The organism is Sphingomonas sp. NCPPB 2930 (assembly GCF_042867205.1).
In the GTDB taxonomy this organism is placed as follows: Bacteria; Pseudomonadota; Alphaproteobacteria; order Sphingomonadales; family Sphingomonadaceae; genus Sphingomonas.
Genome location: NZ_JBHZQU010000003.1, coordinates 205,118 through 224,954, shown reverse-complemented (window position 1 = coordinate 224,954; position 19,837 = coordinate 205,118). Strand labels below are relative to the sequence as shown.

19 protein-coding genes are annotated in these 19,837 nt (G+C 66.7%); 8 read left to right on the top strand and 11 right to left on the bottom strand.

Features of this window, described 5'->3' with window-relative positions:
• Positions 1 to 110 precede the first annotated feature (110 nt).
• From ACFX59_RS06065 to copD, 6 genes are all read left to right on the top strand, one after another.
• Complete coding sequence (locus ACFX59_RS06065) at positions 111 to 1,487, top strand: aminotransferase class III-fold pyridoxal phosphate-dependent enzyme (protein WP_387430602.1); 1,377 nt, start codon at positions 111 to 113, stop codon at positions 1,485 to 1,487.
• A gap of 40 nt (positions 1,488 to 1,527) precedes the next feature.
• Entirely contained in the window at positions 1,528 to 2,022 is a 495-nt protein-coding gene (locus ACFX59_RS06060; protein WP_267433172.1) for an Lrp/AsnC family transcriptional regulator, read from the top strand.
• Between the two features lie 20 nt (positions 2,023 to 2,042).
• On the top strand, positions 2,043 to 3,194 hold the full coding sequence (locus tag ACFX59_RS06055) for a M20 aminoacylase family protein (protein WP_387430600.1): 1,152 nt from the start codon (positions 2,043 to 2,045) through the stop codon (positions 3,192 to 3,194).
• 247 nt (positions 3,195 to 3,441) lie between these two features.
• Positions 3,442 to 5,655, top strand: a complete 2,214-nt coding sequence (locus ACFX59_RS06050) for a TonB-dependent siderophore receptor (protein WP_387430598.1) — start codon at positions 3,442 to 3,444, stop codon at positions 5,653 to 5,655.
• Between the two features lie 120 nt (positions 5,656 to 5,775).
• Positions 5,776 to 6,138 carry a copper homeostasis periplasmic binding protein CopC gene (copC, locus tag ACFX59_RS06045; protein WP_387430596.1) on the top strand — a complete coding sequence of 121 codons (363 nt, stop codon included), beginning with the start codon at positions 5,776 to 5,778 and terminating at the stop codon, positions 6,136 to 6,138.
• A 3-nt stretch (positions 6,139 to 6,141) separates the two neighbouring features.
• Complete coding sequence (copD, locus tag ACFX59_RS06040; RefSeq protein ID WP_387430594.1) at positions 6,142 to 6,996, top strand: copper homeostasis membrane protein CopD; 855 nt, start codon at positions 6,142 to 6,144, stop codon at positions 6,994 to 6,996.
• A 24-nt stretch (positions 6,997 to 7,020) separates the two neighbouring features.
• Here copD and ACFX59_RS06035 read toward each other — a convergent pair whose 3' ends face one another.
• The 9 genes from ACFX59_RS06035 to ACFX59_RS05995 form a co-directional block, all read right to left on the bottom strand.
• On the bottom strand, positions 7,021 to 7,623 hold the full coding sequence (locus ACFX59_RS06035) for a hypothetical protein (protein WP_387430592.1): 603 nt from the start codon (positions 7,621 to 7,623) through the stop codon (positions 7,021 to 7,023).
• Positions 7,620 to 8,315 (bottom strand): HupE/UreJ family protein, encoded by a 696-nt coding sequence (locus ACFX59_RS06030; RefSeq protein ID WP_307098364.1) that lies wholly within the window; start codon positions 8,313 to 8,315, stop codon positions 7,620 to 7,622. The genes ACFX59_RS06035 and ACFX59_RS06030 overlap by 4 nt, the downstream gene beginning before the upstream one ends.
• An 8-nt stretch (positions 8,316 to 8,323) precedes the next feature.
• Positions 8,324 to 8,692, bottom strand: a complete 369-nt coding sequence (locus ACFX59_RS06025; RefSeq protein ID WP_309695047.1) for a hypothetical protein — start codon at positions 8,690 to 8,692, stop codon at positions 8,324 to 8,326.
• A gap of 26 nt (positions 8,693 to 8,718) precedes the next feature.
• The gene (locus ACFX59_RS06020; protein ID WP_387430589.1) at positions 8,719 to 9,462 is read right to left on the bottom strand and encodes a DUF4198 domain-containing protein; all 744 of its coding nucleotides are present in this window, start codon (positions 9,460 to 9,462) and stop codon (positions 8,719 to 8,721) included.
• A gap of 155 nt (positions 9,463 to 9,617) precedes the next feature.
• A complete protein-coding gene (locus tag ACFX59_RS06015; protein ID WP_387430587.1) occupies positions 9,618 to 12,848 on the bottom strand; it encodes an efflux RND transporter permease subunit in 3,231 nt (1,076 codons plus the stop codon).
• Positions 12,845 to 14,011: an efflux RND transporter periplasmic adaptor subunit gene (locus ACFX59_RS06010; protein ID WP_387430585.1), complete on the bottom strand. Its 1,167-nt coding sequence runs from the start codon at positions 14,009 to 14,011 to the stop codon at positions 12,845 to 12,847. Before ACFX59_RS06010 ends, ACFX59_RS06015 begins: the two co-directional genes overlap by 4 nt.
• Positions 14,008 to 15,267, bottom strand: coding sequence for a TolC family protein (locus ACFX59_RS06005; RefSeq protein WP_387430583.1), 1,260 nt, complete (start codon positions 15,265 to 15,267; stop codon positions 14,008 to 14,010). The genes ACFX59_RS06010 and ACFX59_RS06005 overlap by 4 nt, the downstream gene beginning before the upstream one ends.
• A gap of 57 nt (positions 15,268 to 15,324) precedes the next feature.
• Positions 15,325 to 15,663: a hypothetical protein gene (locus tag ACFX59_RS06000; RefSeq protein ID WP_387430581.1), complete on the bottom strand. Its 339-nt coding sequence runs from the start codon at positions 15,661 to 15,663 to the stop codon at positions 15,325 to 15,327.
• 286 nt (positions 15,664 to 15,949) lie between these two features.
• A complete protein-coding gene (locus ACFX59_RS05995) occupies positions 15,950 to 16,684 on the bottom strand; it encodes an SDR family oxidoreductase (RefSeq protein WP_387430579.1) in 735 nt (244 codons plus the stop codon).
• A 130-nt stretch (positions 16,685 to 16,814) separates the two neighbouring features.
• Between ACFX59_RS05995 and ACFX59_RS05990 the strand changes: the two genes are divergently transcribed.
• Complete coding sequence (locus tag ACFX59_RS05990) at positions 16,815 to 17,126, top strand: ArsR/SmtB family transcription factor (RefSeq protein WP_387430577.1); 312 nt, start codon at positions 16,815 to 16,817, stop codon at positions 17,124 to 17,126.
• Here ACFX59_RS05990 and ACFX59_RS05985 read toward each other — a convergent pair whose 3' ends face one another.
• Entirely contained in the window at positions 17,127 to 17,990 is an 864-nt protein-coding gene (locus tag ACFX59_RS05985) for an aldo/keto reductase family oxidoreductase (protein ID WP_387430575.1), read from the bottom strand.
• 92 nt (positions 17,991 to 18,082) lie between these two features.
• Here ACFX59_RS05985 and ACFX59_RS05980 point away from each other — a divergent pair, with 92 nt between their 5' ends.
• Positions 18,083 to 18,979, top strand: a complete 897-nt coding sequence (locus tag ACFX59_RS05980; RefSeq protein WP_387430573.1) for a LysR family transcriptional regulator — start codon at positions 18,083 to 18,085, stop codon at positions 18,977 to 18,979.
• On the opposite strand, the gene ACFX59_RS05975 is transcribed toward ACFX59_RS05980, so the two are convergent.
• Positions 18,976 to 19,806: an aldo/keto reductase gene (locus ACFX59_RS05975; protein ID WP_387430571.1), complete on the bottom strand. Its 831-nt coding sequence runs from the start codon at positions 19,804 to 19,806 to the stop codon at positions 18,976 to 18,978. The two genes, ACFX59_RS05980 and ACFX59_RS05975, sit on opposite strands and share 4 nt — an antisense overlap.
• Positions 19,807 to 19,837 lie beyond the last annotated feature (31 nt).

The window sequence follows — 19,837 nt, the reverse complement described above, 5'->3', positions numbered from 1 at the left end:
GCCGCCGGGTCGGAAAACTCGGCAGCTTCCCATGCCGGGAAAGGGGCGAGCGGCCCCTTCCGCCGTACCGGACGCCTAAGCTGGCATCATTCAAGACAATAAGGCCAGTCATGTTCTCCAATTCGCTGATCGAGGCGGATCGCCGCCACCTCATCCATCCCGTCACGTCATGGCGCGGGCATGAGGCGCGGGGCGCGACCGTGCTGACCGAGGGGCAGGGCATGTACCTGACCGACAGCGACGGGCATCGCCTTCTCGATGCCTTTGCCGGGCTATGGTGCGTCAATATCGGCTATGGTCACGACAGCGTGGTCGAGGCGGCCGCCGAACAGATGCGGCGTCTGCCCTATGCGACCGGCTATTTCTCCTATGCCAGCGAACCGGCGATCCGGCTGGCCGAGCGGCTGGCGGGCCTGGCGCCCAAGGGACTGGACCGCGTTTATTTCACGCAAGGGGGATCGGACTCGGTCGACTCCGCGCTGCGCTTCATCGTTCACTATTGGAACGCCAGGGGGCGTCCGACCAAGAAGCATATCATCGCGCTCGACAAGGGCTATCACGGTTCGTCGTCCAATGGTGCGGGCATTACCGGCCTGCCAGCCTTCCACCGCCTGTTCGACCTGCCGCACAGCTGGCAGCATCACATTCCGGCGCCCTATCCCTATCGCCATGCGGCCGGCGACGATCCGGCTGCGGTGATCGCCGCCAGCGTCGCTGCGCTGAAGGACAAGGTTGCCGAGCTTGGGGCGGAGAATGTCGCGGCCTTCTTCGCCGAGCCGGTGCAGGGTTCGGCGGGCGTGATCGTACCGCCCAAGGGGTGGCTGGCCGCCATTCGTGCGGCCTGCACCGAACTCGGCATCCTGATGGTCGTCGACGAGGTCATTACCGGTTTCGGCCGGACGGGGCCGATGTTTGCCTGCGAGCATGAGGGCGTGTCGCCCGACCTGATGACGCTGGCGAAGGGGCTGACCGCCGGTTACGTGCCGATGGGCGCGGTGTTGATGTCGGCGGAGGTCTATGACGGCATCGCAGACGGTCCCGACAATCACCTGCCGATCGGGCACGGCGCCACCTATTCGGGACATCCGGTCGCGGCGGCGGTGGCGATGGCAGTGCTCGACCTTTACGAAGGCGGCATCATCGCCAACGGTCTTGCCCGCGCGCCGCAGCTGGCCGACGGGCTGGCGGCGATCGCCGATCATCCGCTGGTCGGCGACGTGCGACAGGCGGGGATGCTGGCGGGGATCGAGCTTGTCGCCGACAAGGCCGCCAAGACGCGCTTCGACCCGGCGCTGGGCCTGCCCGACCGGTTGGCGAGGGCAGGCTATGCCCACGGCATCATCTTCCGCGCCTTTGCCGACGGGACGATCGGGCTTGCCCCCGCGATCAGTTGCGACGAGGCGGATATGGCGACCTTGCTTGCGCGGTTGACGCGCACGTTGGATGATGTCGCCGAGCAACAGGAGGTGCGGGCCGCGCTGCGATGATCGCGGTTCGTACGGGGAATGAAGGGGTATATCCGCCACCATGACGTCAGCGCCCAAACTTGATCGACTGGACTTTCGTATTCTGGCGCAGCTGCAGCGCAACGGGCGGATCACCAATGTCGACCTGGCCGATGCGGTGGGCTTGTCGCCCAGCCCCTGCCTGTCGCGGGTCAAGCGGCTGGAGAAGGCGGGCTATATCACCGGTTATGGCGCGCATGTCGCGCTCGCCAAGCTGGGCGAGACGCTGACCGTCTTTACCGAGGTGACGTTGAAGGATCATCGCACCGGCGACTTTTCCCGTTTTGAACAACGCGCACGCAATGTGCCCGAGATCGTGGAATGTCATCTGGTTAGCGGTGGATATGATTATCTGATCAAGTTCATCACCCGCAACGTCTCGCAATATCAGGAACTGATCGAGTCCATTCTCGAGAGCGATTTCGGGATCGAGAAATATTTCAGCTATATCGTCCTCAAGTCGCCGATCGTGAAGCGTTACGACCCTATCGAAACCTTGTTCGAGGATCGCGGCTGACGTTGTCGGAAGGTCTGCTTATGCCCATCGATGCCCAGGAACTCGGCCATCTCGTTGCGCTTCGGCGTGATCTTCATGCGCATCCGGAACTGGGCTTTCACGAGCATCGCACCGCGGGGATCGTCGCCGATGCGCTCCGGTCCGCAGGGCTGGAGGTGACAACCGGGATCGGCGGCACGGGGGTCGTCGGCACGCTGCGTCACGGCCCCGGCAACGGTGCGATCGGTTTCCGCGCGGACATGGATGCGCTGCCCTTCGTGGAAGCGACGGGGCTGCCCTATGCCAGCACGACGCCGGGCGTCTTTCATGGCTGCGGCCATGACGGGCACAGCGCGACGCTGATCGGGGCAGCGCGGTTTCTGGCGCGGACCCGCGATTTCTCCGGCACGATCCATTTCATCTTCCAGCCCGCCGAGGAAGGGCTGGGTGGTGCGGATGCGATGGTGCGGGACGGGCTATTCGACCGGTTCCCCTGCGACCGGGTGTTCGCGCTCCACAACTGGCCCGACCTGCCGCTGGGCAGCGCCCGGACGCGGCACGGACCGATCATGGCGGCGGCGGACCGCTTCGACATCACCATTTCGGGGCGCGGCGGCCATGCCGCCATGCCGCACCAGACTCCGGATGCCATACTGGCCGCTGCCACCCTGATCGGCGAATTGAACACGATCGTTGCGCGCCGCGTCGCCCCTACCGAAAGCGCGGTGCTGTCGGTCACGAAGGTCACCGGCGGGGATTCGCACAATGTCATCCCGGCGGAGGTGAGGCTGACCGGCACCGTGCGCACCTTTTCGGTGGCGGTGCAGGACCGCATCGAGGCGTCGCTGCGGGCGATCTGCGAAGGTGTGGCGCGGGCGAGCGAGACTCAGGTGTCGGTCGATTATATCCGCTACTACCCTGCGACGATCAATGACGCCGACAGCGCCGACATCGCACTGGCGGCGGCTCGCGCGGTGTGCCCGGATGCGCAGCTTGCTGCCGATCCCGCCTTCACCTCGGAGGATTTCGCCTTCATGCTGCGGGCGCGGCCGGGCGCGTATCTGTGGCTCGGGCAGCGCGACGATGGCCATGCCGCGCCGTTGCATCACCCCGGCTATGACTTCAACGATGCGGTCATTCCCTCTGGCATCGCGTGGTTCGCCCAACTGGCCCGGATCCTACTGCCCGCCTGAAGGCGGCGCCCCGGCAGACCCGCCTCCTCCGGCGGCAAGATCGTGTCGGTGAGGTGCGCGCAAATCCGCATTTCGTTCCGATCCGGTCACGGCTTCGCAATAAAATGCTTGTCGCTGCTGCCCATGATGCCGGCATCGCAGAGAGGGCGACACAATGGCCCGCCGGTCCACGAAGACCGCGACGAAGGCCAGGGCGCCGTCACGAAGAGGACGATGCGACTGCCACTATCATTTCGGGGGAAAATATATGCGCTATCGACATCTGCTATCGTTCAGCGTCGCCGCTCTGGCGATCACGACATCCACGGTGGTCTCGGCGCAGACGGTGCCGGTGGCGTTTCGTCCGGCGGCGGGGGCGGCCGATGGCGATCCCAAGACCGCGGCGATCGCTGAGGAACCCCAGCAGGCCGACATCGTCGTGCAGGGCCAGCGCCAGCAATATGTCGCCGCCGTCCCCACGATCGAGGTGCCCCAGAGCATCCAGGTCCTGTCGGCCGAGACGTTGCGCGATGCGGGTGTAACCCGGCTGGACAACGCACTGGACTTTGCAACCGGCATTGCCCGCCAGAATAATTTCGGCGGCCTGTTCGACGTGTTCGCCTGCCGTGGCTTTTCGGGGGACGAAGGCTCGGCCAGCAACTATCTGGTCAACGGGTTCAACGCCGCGCGCGGCTATGGCGGATCGCGCGACACCTCGAATATCGAGCAGATCCAGGTGCTGAAGGGCCCCAATTCCTCGCTGTTCGGGCGCGGCGAGCCGGGCTGTACGGTCAATATCATCACTAAGAAGCCGGGGTTCGACCTGCACGGCGGCGCGATCCTGTCGGCGGGCAGCTTCAACACCTTTCGCAGCGAGGGCGACTTCAACGTGCCGCTGTCGTCGCGCATCGCGATGCGCGTGACGGGCGCGGCGGAGTCGGCTGACAGCTTCCGTGATTTCAATTCCAGCCGGAAGATTACGGTCACGCCCTCCTTCCTCGTCAAACTGGGCGAGGACAGCTCGGCCAGCTATGAGTTCGAGTTCATCGACCAGAAAGTGACCTTCGATCGCGGTATCGTCGCGCCGACCGGCGATCTGTCTCTCATTCCGCGCAACCGCTTTTTCGGCGAGCCGGGCGACGGACCCGTCCATGTCCGCGCCATGGGCCACCAGGCCCAGTTGCAGCATGATTTCGACAAGAACTGGTCGATCATCCTGGGCGTCGGCTATCGCGACACCTTCTTCCGGGGCGTGTCGACCGAAGCGGAGCTGGCTGCAGGGCGCCAGCGGCTCTACACCGACGGCATCACTCTTTCGCGCCAGCGACGCGACCGGGATTACAAGACTACCGACCTGACCTTCCGCGGGGAATTGAGCGGCACGTTCGATACCGGGCCGCTGACCCATCATATGATCGTCGGTGCCGACTGGGACGATTATGAGCTGGACATTGTCCAGAACCGCTATCGCCCGCCAGCCGTCGCATCGCAGACGGCCGGAAATCTGGCGGCGGGCAATCGCATCAACATCTTCGATCCCGCCTATGGCAAGCTGCCCAGCACCGGCGCGTTCCAGAGCTATCTGGAGCGTCAATATAGCTGGGGTGCCTATTTGCAGGATCAGATCGACGTCACGGACGGACTGAAGTTGCGCGCGGGCGGCCGCTACGACCAGTTCGAGCAGATCATTGACGACCGTGTCTCGCGCCGCCGCGCGCAGCAGTTCCGCACCGCGTTCAGCCCTTCGGTGGGTGCGACGTACCTGTTCGGACCGCAATTCTCGCTCTACGCCAATTACGGACGTGGTTTCCGCCCGAACAACGGCACGGACGCGAACGGCAACGCCTTTGTGCCCGAGCGTACCACCTCCTATGAGGCGGGGGCCAAGGTTTCGCTGCTCCACCAGCGGCTGACCGGCACGGTCGCATTGTTCAAGACCAACAAGAACAACGTCCTGACCGCCGATCCCATCAACGCCAATTTCTCGCTGGCGGTCGGCAAGGCACGAAGCAAGGGCGTCGAAGCCGAGCTGTCGGGCCAGCTGCCCGCCGGGTTCCGGGTCCAGCTGAACTATGCCTATATCGATGCCGAAGTGGCGCAGGATGCGCTCGACCCCAATTTCGGCTTCGGCCTGCGCGAAGGCGATCCGCTGATCAACATCGCAAAGAACAGCGGCAGCGCGCTGGTCTTCAAGGATTTCGATATTGGTGAAAAGCGCCTGACCGTGGGTGCGGGTGTCAATTATGTCGGCAAGCGCCTGGGCGAGACCGGTTACCGCTTTGCCAACGGCAGTTTCTACTATCTGCCCGCCTATACGCTGACCCGCATGACCGCGGCGTTCGAGGCAACCGACCGGCTGCGTATCTCGGGCGAGGTCACCAACCTGTTCAACGTCCACTATTTCCCCAGTTCCTATTCGCGGCTGTGGACGCTGCCGGGTGCACCGCGTCAGTTCATGGTCCGGATCGGTTATTCCTATTGATCGGTGGGCGGCCGTCTTCCCCCCGGCCTGGTTCGAAAAAACCATGGCGGGTGAGGGGCGGCCGCTCCGCCCGCGTATTGAAGGGCAACGGTTCTTCACCCCCAATCGGAGTTCGATCCCATGCGTCGTATCCTGCTCGGCCTGGCCCTGTCTGCGTCCCTTTCCGCGCCCGTCCTGGCGCATCCCAAGCTGCTCGGCGCCAGTCCCGCGGCCGACACCACGGTCGCGACGGCACCGCGGACTCTGGTCCTCAACTTCTCCGAAAAGCTGATCGCCCCGATGTCGGGGGCTGAGCTGACCATGATCATGCCTGGCATGGCCGGGCATGCCATCCCCGTGAAGACCTCGGTCGGGGCGGACGGGCGTTCGCTGGTCCTGGTTCCTGCGTCACCCTTGCCGCGTGGCCAGTATCAAGTGGACTGGCATGTCGTGTCGGCCGACACGCATCGCATCACCGGCAGCTACAAGATTCAGGTCGGCTGACCCATGGCGGAGGCCGCGCTGATCCTTGCGCGGGGATTGTCGCTGACCATCCTTCCCGGACTGTTCGGACTGGCCCTGTTCGCAAAAGGAGGGCGGTGGCCGCTGGTAGCGGTCACCGTCCTTGCCATTCTTGCGTCGGCCATCGGCTTCGTCCTGCTGGCCGTTGCGATGACCGGCGGCGACTATGCCGCCCTGAGTGGCGACCTGCTGACCATGCTCCTCCGGGACACCGCGCCGGGGCTGGCCTTTGTGATGCGCCTGATGCTGCTCGGGGCGCTGCTTCTGACATTGCTGGTGCGGTCGATCGTGCCACGGTCCGTCGTTGCACTGTTCGCGGCGGGCGCTACGGCGACCCTGGCCTGGAACGGGCATGGTGCCATGGACTCCGGCGCGGTCGGCTGGATCCACCTGGGTGCCGATATCGTCCATATGCTGGCGGTCGGAGCGTGGATCGGTGCGCTGATCGTCTTTCTTGGTCTTGTCGTCCGCCGCGAGCCCGATCACGAGGCGGCGGCACGAGCGCTGGCGGGCTTTGCGGGCGTGGGCAGCGTGATTGTTGCCACTATCCTGGCCACGGGACTGGTCAATGCCGCGATGCTGATCGGGGTCGATGGGATCACACGGTTGCCCCAGAGCCTTTACGGTCGGCTGATGATCGCCAAGCTGGCGCTGTTCGGGGCCATGCTGATGCTCGCCTCCGCGAACCGATACTGGCTGACCCCCGGCCTGATCGCATCCGGACAGAAGGGGCTGCGGGCTTTGCGGATCAGCCTGTCGCTGGAACTGGCCGCTGCGGTGGCGATCGTTGGGCTGGTGGCCTGGGCGGGGATTTGCGAGCCGCCGATCTCCGCCATGTGATCGGCCACGCCCCGCCCGAAGCGGTCAATCGCGTATGAATGCGCTGTCGTAGAAGCCGTCGAGCCGGACGACGAGAGTCACCGGCACCGCCCCCCGGTTCTTCCAGTACCAGCCATGCGTGCCGGCAAAGGGCGCGGTGAAGCTGCCCTGACCGGAGCGGACATTCTTCTGCTTCCAATAGTCGGTGAAGTCGCTCTCGCCGCCGCCGATAGGCTCGCCGTGCATGTCGGCTCGGACGAGGCCGGAGGCGTTCCAGCGGAAGTTGAAGCTGTCACCCGCCTTCATCCGTGCTTTCACCTCGACGCCCTTGCCGGGGGCGAGCGTCACGGTCTTCTCGTCGGAGCGGAAGGGCGTGACGCGGGCGATGTTGGCCTTGGTTTGGGTTGGTATCGCGATGGCGTCGGGCGTGCCGATCATGGGGGCGGGGGCGTCCTCCGTCTCCTCGCCGCCATTCGCCATGCGTGTCAGGCCCAGGAGGCGGCCGACCCCGGTCGGGTCGATCCCATATTCGGCGGGTAGGACGAACAGGGTCAGGATCGCGGCGCCCGCGCCCAGTGCGGCGAGCGAGGCGCGTCCGACGGTGCGAGGGGATGCGACGGCAGGATCGGTGGTAAGCGTGGCGGTCATGCGGCCTTCTCCATCAGGAAACCGGCGAACTGATAGCCGGTCAGGACGATACCCGCGCTCATCAGCACGGTATTGGCGACGACGACGCGGCGCGCGAAGTTCGGCGAGCGCCGCCACAGCGTCATGAGAAACAGGATCGCGCACAGGGCCAGGAACTGCCCCATCTCGACCCCGACATTGAAGCTGACGAGATTGGGGACCAATCCGTCGCGCGACGCGATCAGGCTCTGGAGCTTGGTCGCAAGACCGAAGCCGTGGAAGAGACCGAAGATCAGTACCGCGGCTTTCTGGTTGGGCTGAAACCCGATCAGCATCGGGAACGCTCCCAGATTGTCCAGCGCCTTGTAGACGACCGACAGGCCGATGATCGCGTCGATCAGATAGGGATTGGCATGGATGTTGAAGAACACGCCCGCGAGCAGGGTCGTGCTGTGCCCGATGGCGAACAGCGTGACATATGTGCCGACATCCTTCAGCCGATAGAGAAAGAAGATGACGCCGAACAGGAACAGCAGATGGTCGTATCCGGTGACCATGTGCTTGGCGCCCAGATACAGATAGGGGATGATATTGATCCCCGGATTGTTCTGGATGAACGCCTTGTCCCCCTCGGCGACGCCGTGTGCGGCGGCCATGCCGTGACAACCGACCGCCAGGGCGATGCCGACCAGCGGCAGCACCCTGCGTCGCATCCCGCAGGTCATCGGATCACGAAGGTCGCCGTCTGGCGCGCCTGGGTCTGACGGTCGATCAGGAGGACGCCGACCTTCGATCCGGGGGCGACGACCGCGCCCTTGGCGACGAACTGGTTGCGCGTGGCCGGGGTCAGCGCGATCTCGGTCTTCTTGGCGCCCGTGGTCACGACCAGCTTGCCCGACATTCCGGACGCGGGCACCTCGTCACCATCCTCCATCACATAGAGCGATACGCCGCCCTTGGCGCGGACCAACTCGAACACGGTGTCCCCGACCTCGACCACCTGCCCGCCATGGCGGGGCTTGTCGTCGCCATGGGCGAGGGCGGGTGACGCGGCGAGCATCAGGGGAAGGCAAGCGATGGCGTATTTCATGATCGGTCTCCGCTGGCGGTCAGGGGTCATTTCTCGGGCGCGTGCGGCAAGGTGAAGGACAGCGTCGCGGTGTGTTCGTAACGGTCGATCTTGGCCGGCTGATCGGACGGAGAGACATAGACGGCGCGCAGGACGTTCAATCCCTGGTTGCGCACCGGCAGGGTGACGGCGCCATCGGGTCCGGTCGCGATCTCGGCCGCATCGGGGTCGTTGACCATGTCGTTGATGATCGTCGCGCCCGCGACAGGCTTGCCCTTGAAGAACACGCGGTAGGTCATCGGCGTGCCCAGCTTGTCGGGCAGGGTGCCGACCGGCACGATCTGCAGCGTCTGCGCGGGGATCAACGGCACAGGTTTTGCCAGCGGCCCCTTGATCATCGTGGCATATTTGATCGTCGTCTCGCTCTTGACGGAATTGGGCACCTCGTCCTTGGGTTTCTTGACGAATTCGCCATCGGGCAGTTTGGACCAGGTGCCGTTCTGAAGGACCGCGCTGACGATCGTCGGCGGGGCGTCGGTGTCCACCAGCACGACCGGCCCTGCCGCGCGGAGCTGCGCCCGGATCGGGTTCAACTCGGCATCCCAGGCCTGCACGCTTTCCATATTCGGCTGGCGCTTGACCGCCTCCAGGTCGTCGCCGCCGATGCCGTAGATGATGGCGATCTGCTTGGCGCGCTGCGCGAACCAGATGCCGTGGGCGTCGGCCATGGTGGGGATCGAGAGCCCTGCGGACAGGACGGTGGACCAGATCAGCGTCGTTCGCTTCGCCACGTCATCACTCCTTTGCCAATGTCACCAGAGGCTAGTCGTGGATCGACCGCAGCTTTGACCGTCTTTCGCCGTCCATGCGAACAAGATGCCGCCATGGCGGCGATGCAAAGCACGTCCTTTGCCTGCCCCGGCGGCGACCGGGGGCAGGCCCCGGATCAGGTCCGGGCCAGGCGTTCCGTTCCGGGTCGTTCCGGTGCCCTGGTGCGGCGCGAGACCCACGCCGCGATCGCGGGCAGCACGACCAGCGTCAGCGCGGTCGAGGTGATGAGGCCGCCGATCACCACCGTCGCCAGCGGCCGCTGCACCTCCGCGCCCGTACCGGTCGCCAGAGCCATCGGCACGAAGCCCAGCGAGGCGACGAGCGCCGTCATCAGGACGGGACGCACCCGCTCCATCGCGCCTTCGGCGATGGCCTGATCGTCCGCCTCGCCCATCTCGCGGTGGCGGGCGATGGCGCTCATCATGACCAGTCCGTTCAGCACCGCCACGCCCGAAAGTGCGATGAAGCCGACCGCCGCCGTGATCGAGAAAGGGATGCCCCGTATCAGCAGGGCGAAAACGCCCCCCGCCAGCGCCATCGGCACCGCCGAGAACACGATCAGCGCGGGGACGAAACCGCCAAGTGCCATGAACAGCAGCGCATAGATGGCGAGGAAGCAGATCGGCACCACCAGCATCAGGCGAAGCTGCGCCGATTGCAGGCTCTGAAAGGTGCCGCCCCATTCGGTGTACATGCCCGGCGGCAGGGTCATCTTCGCGATCCGCGCCTCCGCTTCCGCGACGAAGCCGCCCAGGTCGCGGCCCCGGACATTCACCTGCACGGTGATCATCCGCTTGCCATTTTCGCGGCTGATCTGGTTGAGCCCCTGGGTGTAGTGGAAGCTCGCCACCTCGCGCAGGGGAACCGAGCGGGCGGTCTGGCCCTCGGCGGCGGGGAGCATCACCGGGATGGCGCCCAGCGTGTCGATATCGTCGCGCTGCACGTCGGGCAGGCGCACGACGACCGCGAAGCGGCGATCCCCCTCGAATAGCAAACCGGCCTCGCGTCCGCCGAGCGCCGCCGCGACGGTCGCCGCGACCGCATCGACCGACAGGCCCAGACGCCCCGCCGCCTGACGGTCGATCCGCACGTCGAAGGTCGGCGCACCGTCGGTCTGTTCGACGCTGACATCCGCCGCGCCCGGAATCGTGCGCACGACATCGGCGATCTTCTGCCCTTCGTCCCCCATGGCGTCGAGGTCGTCGCCGTACAGCTTGATCGCGACATCGGCGCGTACGCCCGCGATCAGTTCGTTGAACCGCATCTGGATCGGCTGCTGGATCTCGGTGCGGTTACCGATGACCTGCTTCATCCGTTCCTCGATCCGGCGAATGATGTCGGCCTTGGACCGCACCTCTGCGGGCCACTCGTTCTCGGGCTTGGGGATGACATAGGTGTCCGACGCGTTGGGTGGCATCGGATCGGTGCCCAGATCGGCATTGCCGTTCTTGGAAAAGACCAGCGCCACCTCGGGCAGCGTCTTCAGCGCATTCTCGATCCGCATCTGCATCTGCGTCGACTGGTCGATCGAGGCGGAGGGCACGCGAAAGTTCGTGACCGTGATATCCTTTTCGTCGAGCTGCGGCATGAACTCCTCACCCAGCCACCCGAAGCCCAGGATCGCGGCCACGAACACCGCCGCCCCGCCCAGCACGAAGGGACGCGGCCGGGTGATTGCGCGGGCGAGCACGGGGGCATAGCGCGCCTTGAACCAGCGGATCGGTCGCACTTCGGTTTCCTCGACGCGCCCCTTTATGAAGATCGCGATCATCGCGGGTACGAAGGTCAGCGAAAGAATGAAGGCGCAGCCGAGCGCGATCATCAGCGTGATCGCCATGGGTGCGAAGGTCTTGCCCTCCACCCCCTGGAAGGTGAGAAGCGGCGCGAAGGTCAGGAAGATGATCGCCTGGCCATAGACGGTCGGCCGGATCATCTCGCGCGCCGAGGCGGCGGTGGTCTCCAACCGTTCCGCGCGAGTCAGCAGTCGTCCTTCGACATGCTGCCGCTCGGCCAAATGGCGCAGCGCATTCTCGACGATGATGACCGCCCCGTCGACGATCAGTCCGAAGTCAAGCGCGCCAAGGCTCATCAGATTGCCCGAGACGCCCAGCATGTTCATGCCGGTCGCGGTCATCACCATGGTGATCGGGATGACGGCCGCGGTGATCAGCGCGGCGCGGACATTGCCGAGCAGCAGGAACAATATGACGATGACGAGCAGCGCGCCCTCGAACAGGTTCTTGCGTACGGTGGCGATGGTGGCGTTGACCAGTTTCGAACGGTTGTAGACCGGCTCCGCAAAGACGTCCGGGGGCAGCGTTCGGTTGATCCGGACGAGCTTGTCGGCGACGGCGGTCGACACGATGCGGCTATTCTCGCCGACCAGCATCAGCACGGTCGAGATGACCGCCTCGGACCCCATGCGGCTGCCGGAGCCGGTGCGGACCGCGCCGCCGATCGTCACCTGGCCGACATCGCGCACCCGGACGGGCACGGCATTGCGTGTGGCAATCACCGCGTCCTGAATGTCTTCGACCGATTTCAGCCGCGCGTCGGCGCGTACCAGAAAGCTCTCGCCCGCGCGGCGGACGTAATTCGCCCCCGCCGACACATTGGCGCGCTCCACCGCATCGGCCAGCTCGGTCATGGAAATGCCATAGGCGGCCAGCGCGGACAGGTTCGGCTCGATCAGATATTGTTTGACATAGCCGCCGTTGGAATCGACCCCTGCCACACCCTTCACGGTGCGCATCTGCGGCCGGATGATCCAGTCCTGCACGGTGCGAAGATAGGCCGCCTTGGCGAGTTCGGTGGTGAGCCTTGCGCCCTCGGGCGTCAGATAGCTGCCGTCGCTCTGCCAGCCCGGCCTGCCGTCGATCCGGGGCGCACCGCGCCCATCGGGATGGCGAAAGGCGATGGAATAGAAGAAGATTTCGCCCAGGCCGGTGCTTAGCGGGGCGAGATTCGGCTGGACCCCGGCGGGCAGGCTGTCCCTTGCCTGGGCCAGTCGCTCGGCGATCTGCTGGCGCGCGAAATAGATGCTGGTGGCATCGGTGAACACCGCCGTTACCTGGCTGAAGCCGTTGCGCGACAGCGAGCGGGTCATTTCCAGACCTGGAATGCCGGCCAGCGCCGTTTCGATGGGAAAGGTCACCTGCTTTTCCACATCGACCGGGCCCAGCGCGGGAACGAAGGTACTGACCTGCACCTGGCGATTGGTGACGTCGGGCACGGCATCGATCGGGAGCTGCGTGATCTGCCACGCGCCGACCACGATAACGGCCAGCGTCAGGACCGCGACCAGCCAGCGAAGCCGGACCGAGCCGGACAGGATGGCCGCGATCATTCCTCGCCCCCCATATCCTTTTCGAGTTCCGCCTTGATCAGAAAGGCGTTGGTCGTGGCGATTTTCGTGCCCGCCGTGATGCCGTCGGCGATGGCGACCATGCCGCCCGCCCGGCCCGCGATCCTGACCGGCCGCGCGCGGAAGCCCTGCGCCGTGCGGACGAAGACCACCTCCTGCTCGCCCAGCGTCTGCACCGCGTCTTGCGGGATCATGATGCTATTCCGCGCGGCACCGCCGCTGGCGAATATGTGGGCCTGGACAAGCTGACCCGGCGCGAGCGCGGCCGTGGAGGCGAGCGGCGTGACGATGACGGTGGCGGTGCGTGACTGGGGATCGACTACCCCGGTCGCGGCGCGGACCCGGCCCGCAACGGTCTGCCCCTCGCGGGTGACGAGTTCCACCCGGTCGCCGTCCCGGATTCGCGCGGCTTCTGCCGGGGGCACGGCGGCCGCGATCTCCAGACGGCGGGGATCGGCGACGCGGAACAAATTGGTCTCGGCGGCGACATATTGCCCCAGCTTCGCCTCGGTCAGTGTGACGCGCCCGGATATGGGGCTGGTGACGGCGACGGAGCGTCCGTCCCTCGTCACCCGCGCCGCGCCCGCCGCCGCACCCGCGCGACGGGCATCGGCCTGCGCTACGGCGAGATTGGCTTCGGCCGCCTCATAGTCTGCGCGCGGCGATACGCCCTGCGCCAGCAGCCCGCGCTCGCGGGCGAGTTGTCGCCGGGCCAGCCCGACGCGGGCCATGGCGGTGGCGCGGTCGGCGGTGATCTGCGAGGCGTCGCGGCTTTCGATCAACGCCAGCGCCTGTCCGGCGCGTACCGTGTCCCCCATGCGGACGAGAATGCGCGTGACGGTGCCCGGCACGCGGGCGGTCAATATGGCATCCCCGTCGGGCGTGGCCTGCACGGTGGCGGTGGCGATCACGGCCTGGTCCAGCTCCCCCGTGCCTGCGGCCGAGACGGCGATCTGCGAGGCCGTTATGGCCTGTGGCGAGATGGCCAGCGTGTCGCGCGGCCCGGTCTTGGTCGAGGACGGAGAGGCGGGGGGAGGGGTAGGCGGTGCGCCGGGCTGGGTCAGCTTCGCGGCGGCGAAGCCGAGCGTGGCCGCCGCCGCCAGGCCGAGCGTGGTCCCTCCGTAAAGACGATATCGGGCGGTCATTGGACCGGTTCTCCGGTAATGCTGAGGCCTGCGAGGCGAGCGAGTGAGGCGCGCGCGTCGAAGCGTGCGATGTCGGCGTCCAGAATGACGCCGCGCGCGGCGCCGAGATTGTGGCGAGCGCTCAGAAGCTCGCTCAGCGGGGCCTTGCCCGCCTCATAGGCAAGGCGGGCCAGCCGATAGGCTTCCTCCGCCGTCGCGAGCGTGCGGCGTGCCGCGACACCCCGCGCGTCAGTCGCCGCGATCAGGGCCAGTGCGGAACGGGCACCTGCTTCGGCTTCCAGTCGGGCGGCGGCGGCTCGCGCCTCGCGGCCCTGCAATTCGGCCTGGGCGGCGGCGATATTGCCGCGATTGCGATCGAACACCGGCAGGGGAATCGTCACGCCCGCGACGATGGCGGGCCCTCTGGCGACCCGCAGTTGACGTACCCCCAATTGGGCGGTGATATCGGGCGTGGCGTGCCGCCGTTGCACGGTGACGGCCTGGGCGGCAGCCTCGCGTTCGGCCATGGCGAGCCGCACGGTCGCGCTTTGGCGCGGGTCGACCGGACCACTCGGCGGCTGCGCAATCACACGATCGATGAGGGACTCCGCCAGACCCGTATAGGGCGTGGGTGATCCCGCCAGTGCCGCCAGCCGGGCAAGCGCACCGACCCGCTGCGCATGGGCGATTTCCAGGTCCGACTCCATCGTATGCAGCTCGGTCTCGGCCTGGACCTGGCGCAACCGGGCTTCCTTGCCCGCCGCAACCAGCGCGCGGGCGACCTTGAGCACGTCGGTCGCTTCCTCGACCTCATCCTCGGCCAGTGCGATGCGGCGGTCCGCGATCTCGGCGGCCGCATAGGCACGCGCCAGTTCGGTCGCGAAGGCGCTGCGCCCTTCGACCCCGCGCGCCGACGCGGCTGCCACTGCCGCATCCCCGGCGGCGATCCGCGCGGCGCGCTTGCCGCCGAGCTCGATCGGCTGGTCGATTTGGAACGTCGTCTGCTGCTGGTCGCGGGCATTGGTGCGCAGGTCGCCCGCGAAATTCTCGCCATAGAGATTGATCGACGGATTGGGACGCGCCCGCGCCTGTTCGGCATGGCCGCGCGCCTGCGCCACATCGGCGTCGAGCGCGGCAACGCGCGGCGCATCGCGCGCCCGACGCAGCAATTCCGGGAAAGGAGGCGCGGTCTGCGCCCAGCTCGCACCGGCAGGGCATAGCGCCGCCAGCGTACCGGCAAGCGCCATCATGCGCGCCCGGCCAATATAACCGTTCATATCTTCGCTGTTCCTGCCACATGGGAAGCCTGTTGGCGCCGAAGCGCCCAACCGGGCTCAGCGGCGCGGGGGCCTCAGCAAGGTCGCGGGGGCGATACCTCCGAGCCGGTCTTCCATGGCGATCGTCCAGCGGATGGCGGGGGCGTCGATCATGCGCGCGAGAGGCGTGACGCCGGCATGGACGACCCATTGGCCGACCGTATGCGCAAGCGCATGAAGGGGCGCGTCCGGATCGCTGTGCGACGCGGCATCGTCGTGCAGTATGACGACGGCATGGACGGCATCTTCGTCATGCACCAAGGCGCTATGCCAACCCGACAAGCCGATCAGCCCGGACACCGCCAGCAAAGCCAGCGCAGCGCTCAGAAAGACGGATCGGACGTGACGGGTCGCCATAGATACGAGCATGTCCTGCCGGACTGGCTGAGGCAAGCCCATCGCGATCTTCGATCCCGCAGGATCGCCCGTGACGGGGCCGTCATTTGGCAGATCGTTCCGCTGTTGCCATGAGGCATGGACGCAAGTCGACGCGCGCCGCCGTTACGGGAAGGGCGGCGCGCGTCATGTTTAGGGTCTTATCCAGCGGCCGGCCGGACGGGCTGGCGAGTATGGGGGTAGAGTTTACGGATCATACTCGCCGACGCATCAGCGGTCCCTCCGACCTGGGGGGCGATCACCGGTCTTATGCCGTCGCGCCGCCGTCGATGTTGAGCGTCGTGCCGGTGATATAGCTCGCATCCGGTCCGGCGAGGAATGCGACCGCGCCTGCGATCTCCTCGACCTTGCCATAGCGGCCGAGCGGGATCGCTTGCAGCACCTGCCCCGCGAACTCGCTGTCGGCGGGGTTCATGTCGGTGTCGATCGGTCCCGGCTGGATGGTGTTGACTAGTATGTTGCGGGACGCGAGGTCCTTGGCCCAGCCGCGTGCCAGTGCCGCCACCGCCGCCTTGGTCGCGCTGTAGACCGTGGTCGCGGGAAAGGCCATTTCGCCCGAGATGCTGCCGATCAGGATGATCCGGCCGCCATCACGCAGATGCGGCAGCGCCGCGCGGGTGCCGACATGGAGGCCCTTCACATTGACGCCGAACTGGCGGTCATAGGTCTCGTCGGTATCCTCGGCGAGCGTCGAGAATTCGGCGACACCGGCATTGTGGACCAGGATGTCGATCCCGCCCAGAGCTGCGGCGGCCTGTTCGACACCCGCGCGCTGCGAGGCCGGATCGGCGGCATCGGCCTGGAAGGCGAAGGCGGTGCCGCCCGCGCGCTCGATCGCCGCCACGGTCTCGTCGGCCGCTGCCTTGTTCCCGGCATAGGTGATCGCCACGGCCGCGCCATCCGCCGCGAGCCGCTTGGCGATGGCTGAGCCGATACCGCGCGAACCACCGGTGACGAGCGCTGTCTTGCCTGCAAGGGACATGTGCATTCTCCAAAAACTGGGCCCGCGACCACGATGTCGTGCGCTGTCGGCAGGCAGAAGATGGGGGCATGCTTTAATGGTTCAATAATCCCGAACTATTAAATTTACCGTAGGGCCCTATATCTGTCGCATGCCCCGCTTCACCCATCCCCGGCTGGAGGACGTTCCGCTCGATCTGGCGCTGCATGCGCTGGCCGATCCCAATCGGCTGGCCATGGTGGCGCGGCTCGCCGCGACCGAACGGCTGAGCTGCACCGACGCCGCCCCGTGCGAGTCCATCCCGAAGAGCACGCTGTCCAACCATTTGAAGCTGCTCCGCGCGGCCGGGCTGATCGAGACGACGCAAGCGGGGCGCGAAATGATCAACACGCTGCGCCGCGCCGAATTCGACCGGCGCTTTCCCGGTCTGCTCGACGCCGTGCTCGCCAACCGGACGGCCTGATTACCCGCCGATGGCGTTCAGTTGCGCCACCGCATCCTCGGGCAGCGTCAGCGAGGCGGCGGCGAGATTCTCGTGAAGATGCGCGACCGAGGAGGTGCCGGGGATCAGCAGGATGTTGGGCGAGCGCTGGAGCAGCCAGGCGAGCGCCACCTGCATCGGCGTCGCCTTGAGCCGCGCCGCCACGTCGGACAACGCCGCCGACTGGAGCGGGCTGAACCCGCCGAGCGGGAAGAAGGGCACATAGGCGACGCCTTCCGCCGCCAGCGCGTCGATAAAGCGATCGTCGTCGCGGTGGGCGAGGTTGTACTGGTTCTGAACCCCGACGATCTTCGCGATGTCGCGGGCTTCCTCGAACTGCGTCGGCGTCACGTTGCTGAGCCCGATATGACGTACCAGCCCCTGGCGTTGCAGGTCCGCGACCGCCCTTAGCGGCGCGGCGAGCGACCCTTCCGCCGGACCGTGGACGTCGAACATCAGCCGCAGGTTGACGACGTCGAGCGTCTCCAGCCCCAGGTTCGTCAGATTGTCCTCGACGGCGCGGGTCAGTTCGTCCGGTTCGAACGCGGGCAGCCATGAGGCGTCGTCACCGCGCCGCGCGCCGATCTTGGTCACGATCAGCAGCTCGTCGGAATAGGGGGACAGCGCTTCGCGGATCAGCTGGTTAGTGACATGCGGGCCGTAGAAATCGCTGGTGTCGATATGGTTGACCCCAGCCTCGACGGCGGCGCGCAGGACGGCGAGCGCCGCATCATGGTCGCGCGGCGGACCGAACACGCCGGGCCCGGCGAGCTGCATCGCGCCGTAACCCAGCCGCTTCACTTGGCGGCCTGCGAAGGAATAGGTGCCTGCCTGGTCGATCGTCATCGTCGTGTCTCCTGTGCTGGCCCCGAAATACGGCTTGCGGATCATCGTGATAAGTCGGAGTGATCCGCACGGGCTGTACGGAAAACCGAACGATGAAAGCAGACCTTGCCGATCTCAATGCATTCCTGGCGGTCGCCCAGGCGCGTGGCTTTCGCGATGCGGCACGCACCGTCGGGTCGAGCGCCTTGACGCTGAGCGAAGCGGTGCGGCGGCTGGAGGCGCGGCTGGGCGTCCGGCTGCTCCATCGCACCACGCGCAGCGTCGTGCCGACCGAGGCGGGGGCGCGGCTGATCGAGCGGCTGGCCCCGGCGCTGGGCGAGGTGGAGGCGGCGCTCGACGTCGTGAACCTGTTCCGCGACCGCCCGGCGGGCACGCTCAAGCTCAACGTGCCGGTCAGCGCGGCGCGGCTGGTGCTGCCCGCGATCCTGCCCGGCTTCCTGGCCGCCTATCCCGACATCCAGGTCGAGATCGTCGCCGAGGACGGCTTTGTCGACATGGTGGCATCGGGCTGCGACGCGGGCATCCGCTATGACGAACGGCTGGAGCAGGACATGATCGCGGTGCCGATCGGCCCGCGTAGCCAGCGTTTCGCGACGGCGGCGGCACCCGCCTATCTGGAGGCGCGGGGTAGGCCGAGCCATCCGCGCGACCTGCTGGGTCATGCCTGTCTGCGCGGCCGCTTCACCAGTGGCGCGCTGACCAGTCCATGGGAGTTCGAGCGGTCCGGCGAGATCGTGCGGGTCGAGCCGCAGGGACCGCTGATCGCCAGCGTATCCGGCGCGGCGGACCTGCTGGTGGACGTGGCGGTCGCGGGCGGCGGGATCATCCACCTGTTCGAGGACTGGCTCGCGCCCGCGCTGGAGAGCGGTGCGCTCGAGCCGGTGCTGCCCGACTGGTGGCAGTCCTTCTCCGGCCCGTTCCTCTATTATTCGGGCCGCCGTCTGGTGCCGCCACCGCTGCGGGCGTTCGTCGACTATATCCGTGGCTAGAGCATCGCGAGCGGTTCGGGACCGTGTGGGGGCGGAAAGAGCCTGTCGAGCCGATGCAACTCGGCATCGGACAGGGTGAGGTCCAGTGCGGCGCGATTGTCCCGCACATGCGCGACCGATCCGGCCTTGGGGATGGGCAGGACGCCATCCCGCGCCAGCAGCCAGGCCAGGGCGAGCTGCGCGGGCGCGACGCCGCGCTCCCCGGCCATGTCGGCAAGCTCGGGATGCGCCAGAAGGCGCCCTTGCTCGACCGGGCTATAGGCCATGACCGGCATGCGATGCTGCCCGAGCCAGGGGATCAGGTCGTATTCCGGACCGCGCCGGGTCAGGTTGTAGAGGATCTGGTTCGTTTGGCAGCGTTCGCCGCCACTCGCGACGAGTTCCGCCATGTCGTCCGTGTCGAGGTTGCTGACGCCCCAGCGCAGGATCTTGCCTGCCGCGACCAGCCGCTCCATCGCCTCGACCGTCTCGGCCAGCGGCACATTGCCCCGCCAGTGCAGCAGGTACAGGTCGAGCCGGTCGGTGCCGAGCCGGTCCAGGCTCGCCTCGCAAGCCCGCTGGAGCCGACTGCGTGAGGCATTTTGCGGATAGGCCTTGCTGACCAGGAACACCTCATCGCGCAGGCCCGCTATCGCCTCGCCGACGAGGCGCTCGGACTCGCCGTCGGCATACATCTCGGCGGTGTCGATCAGGGTCAGGCCGAGCGACAGCCCCTCGCGCAGCGCGGCGATCTCGTCGGATCGGCGGGCGGCGTCTTCGGCCATCATCCAGGTGCCCTGGCCCAGCGCGGGGACGGTCGTACCGTCGGGAAAGCGGATCGTTTTCATGCGGCGGTCAACGTCCGCCCGGTGACATGGT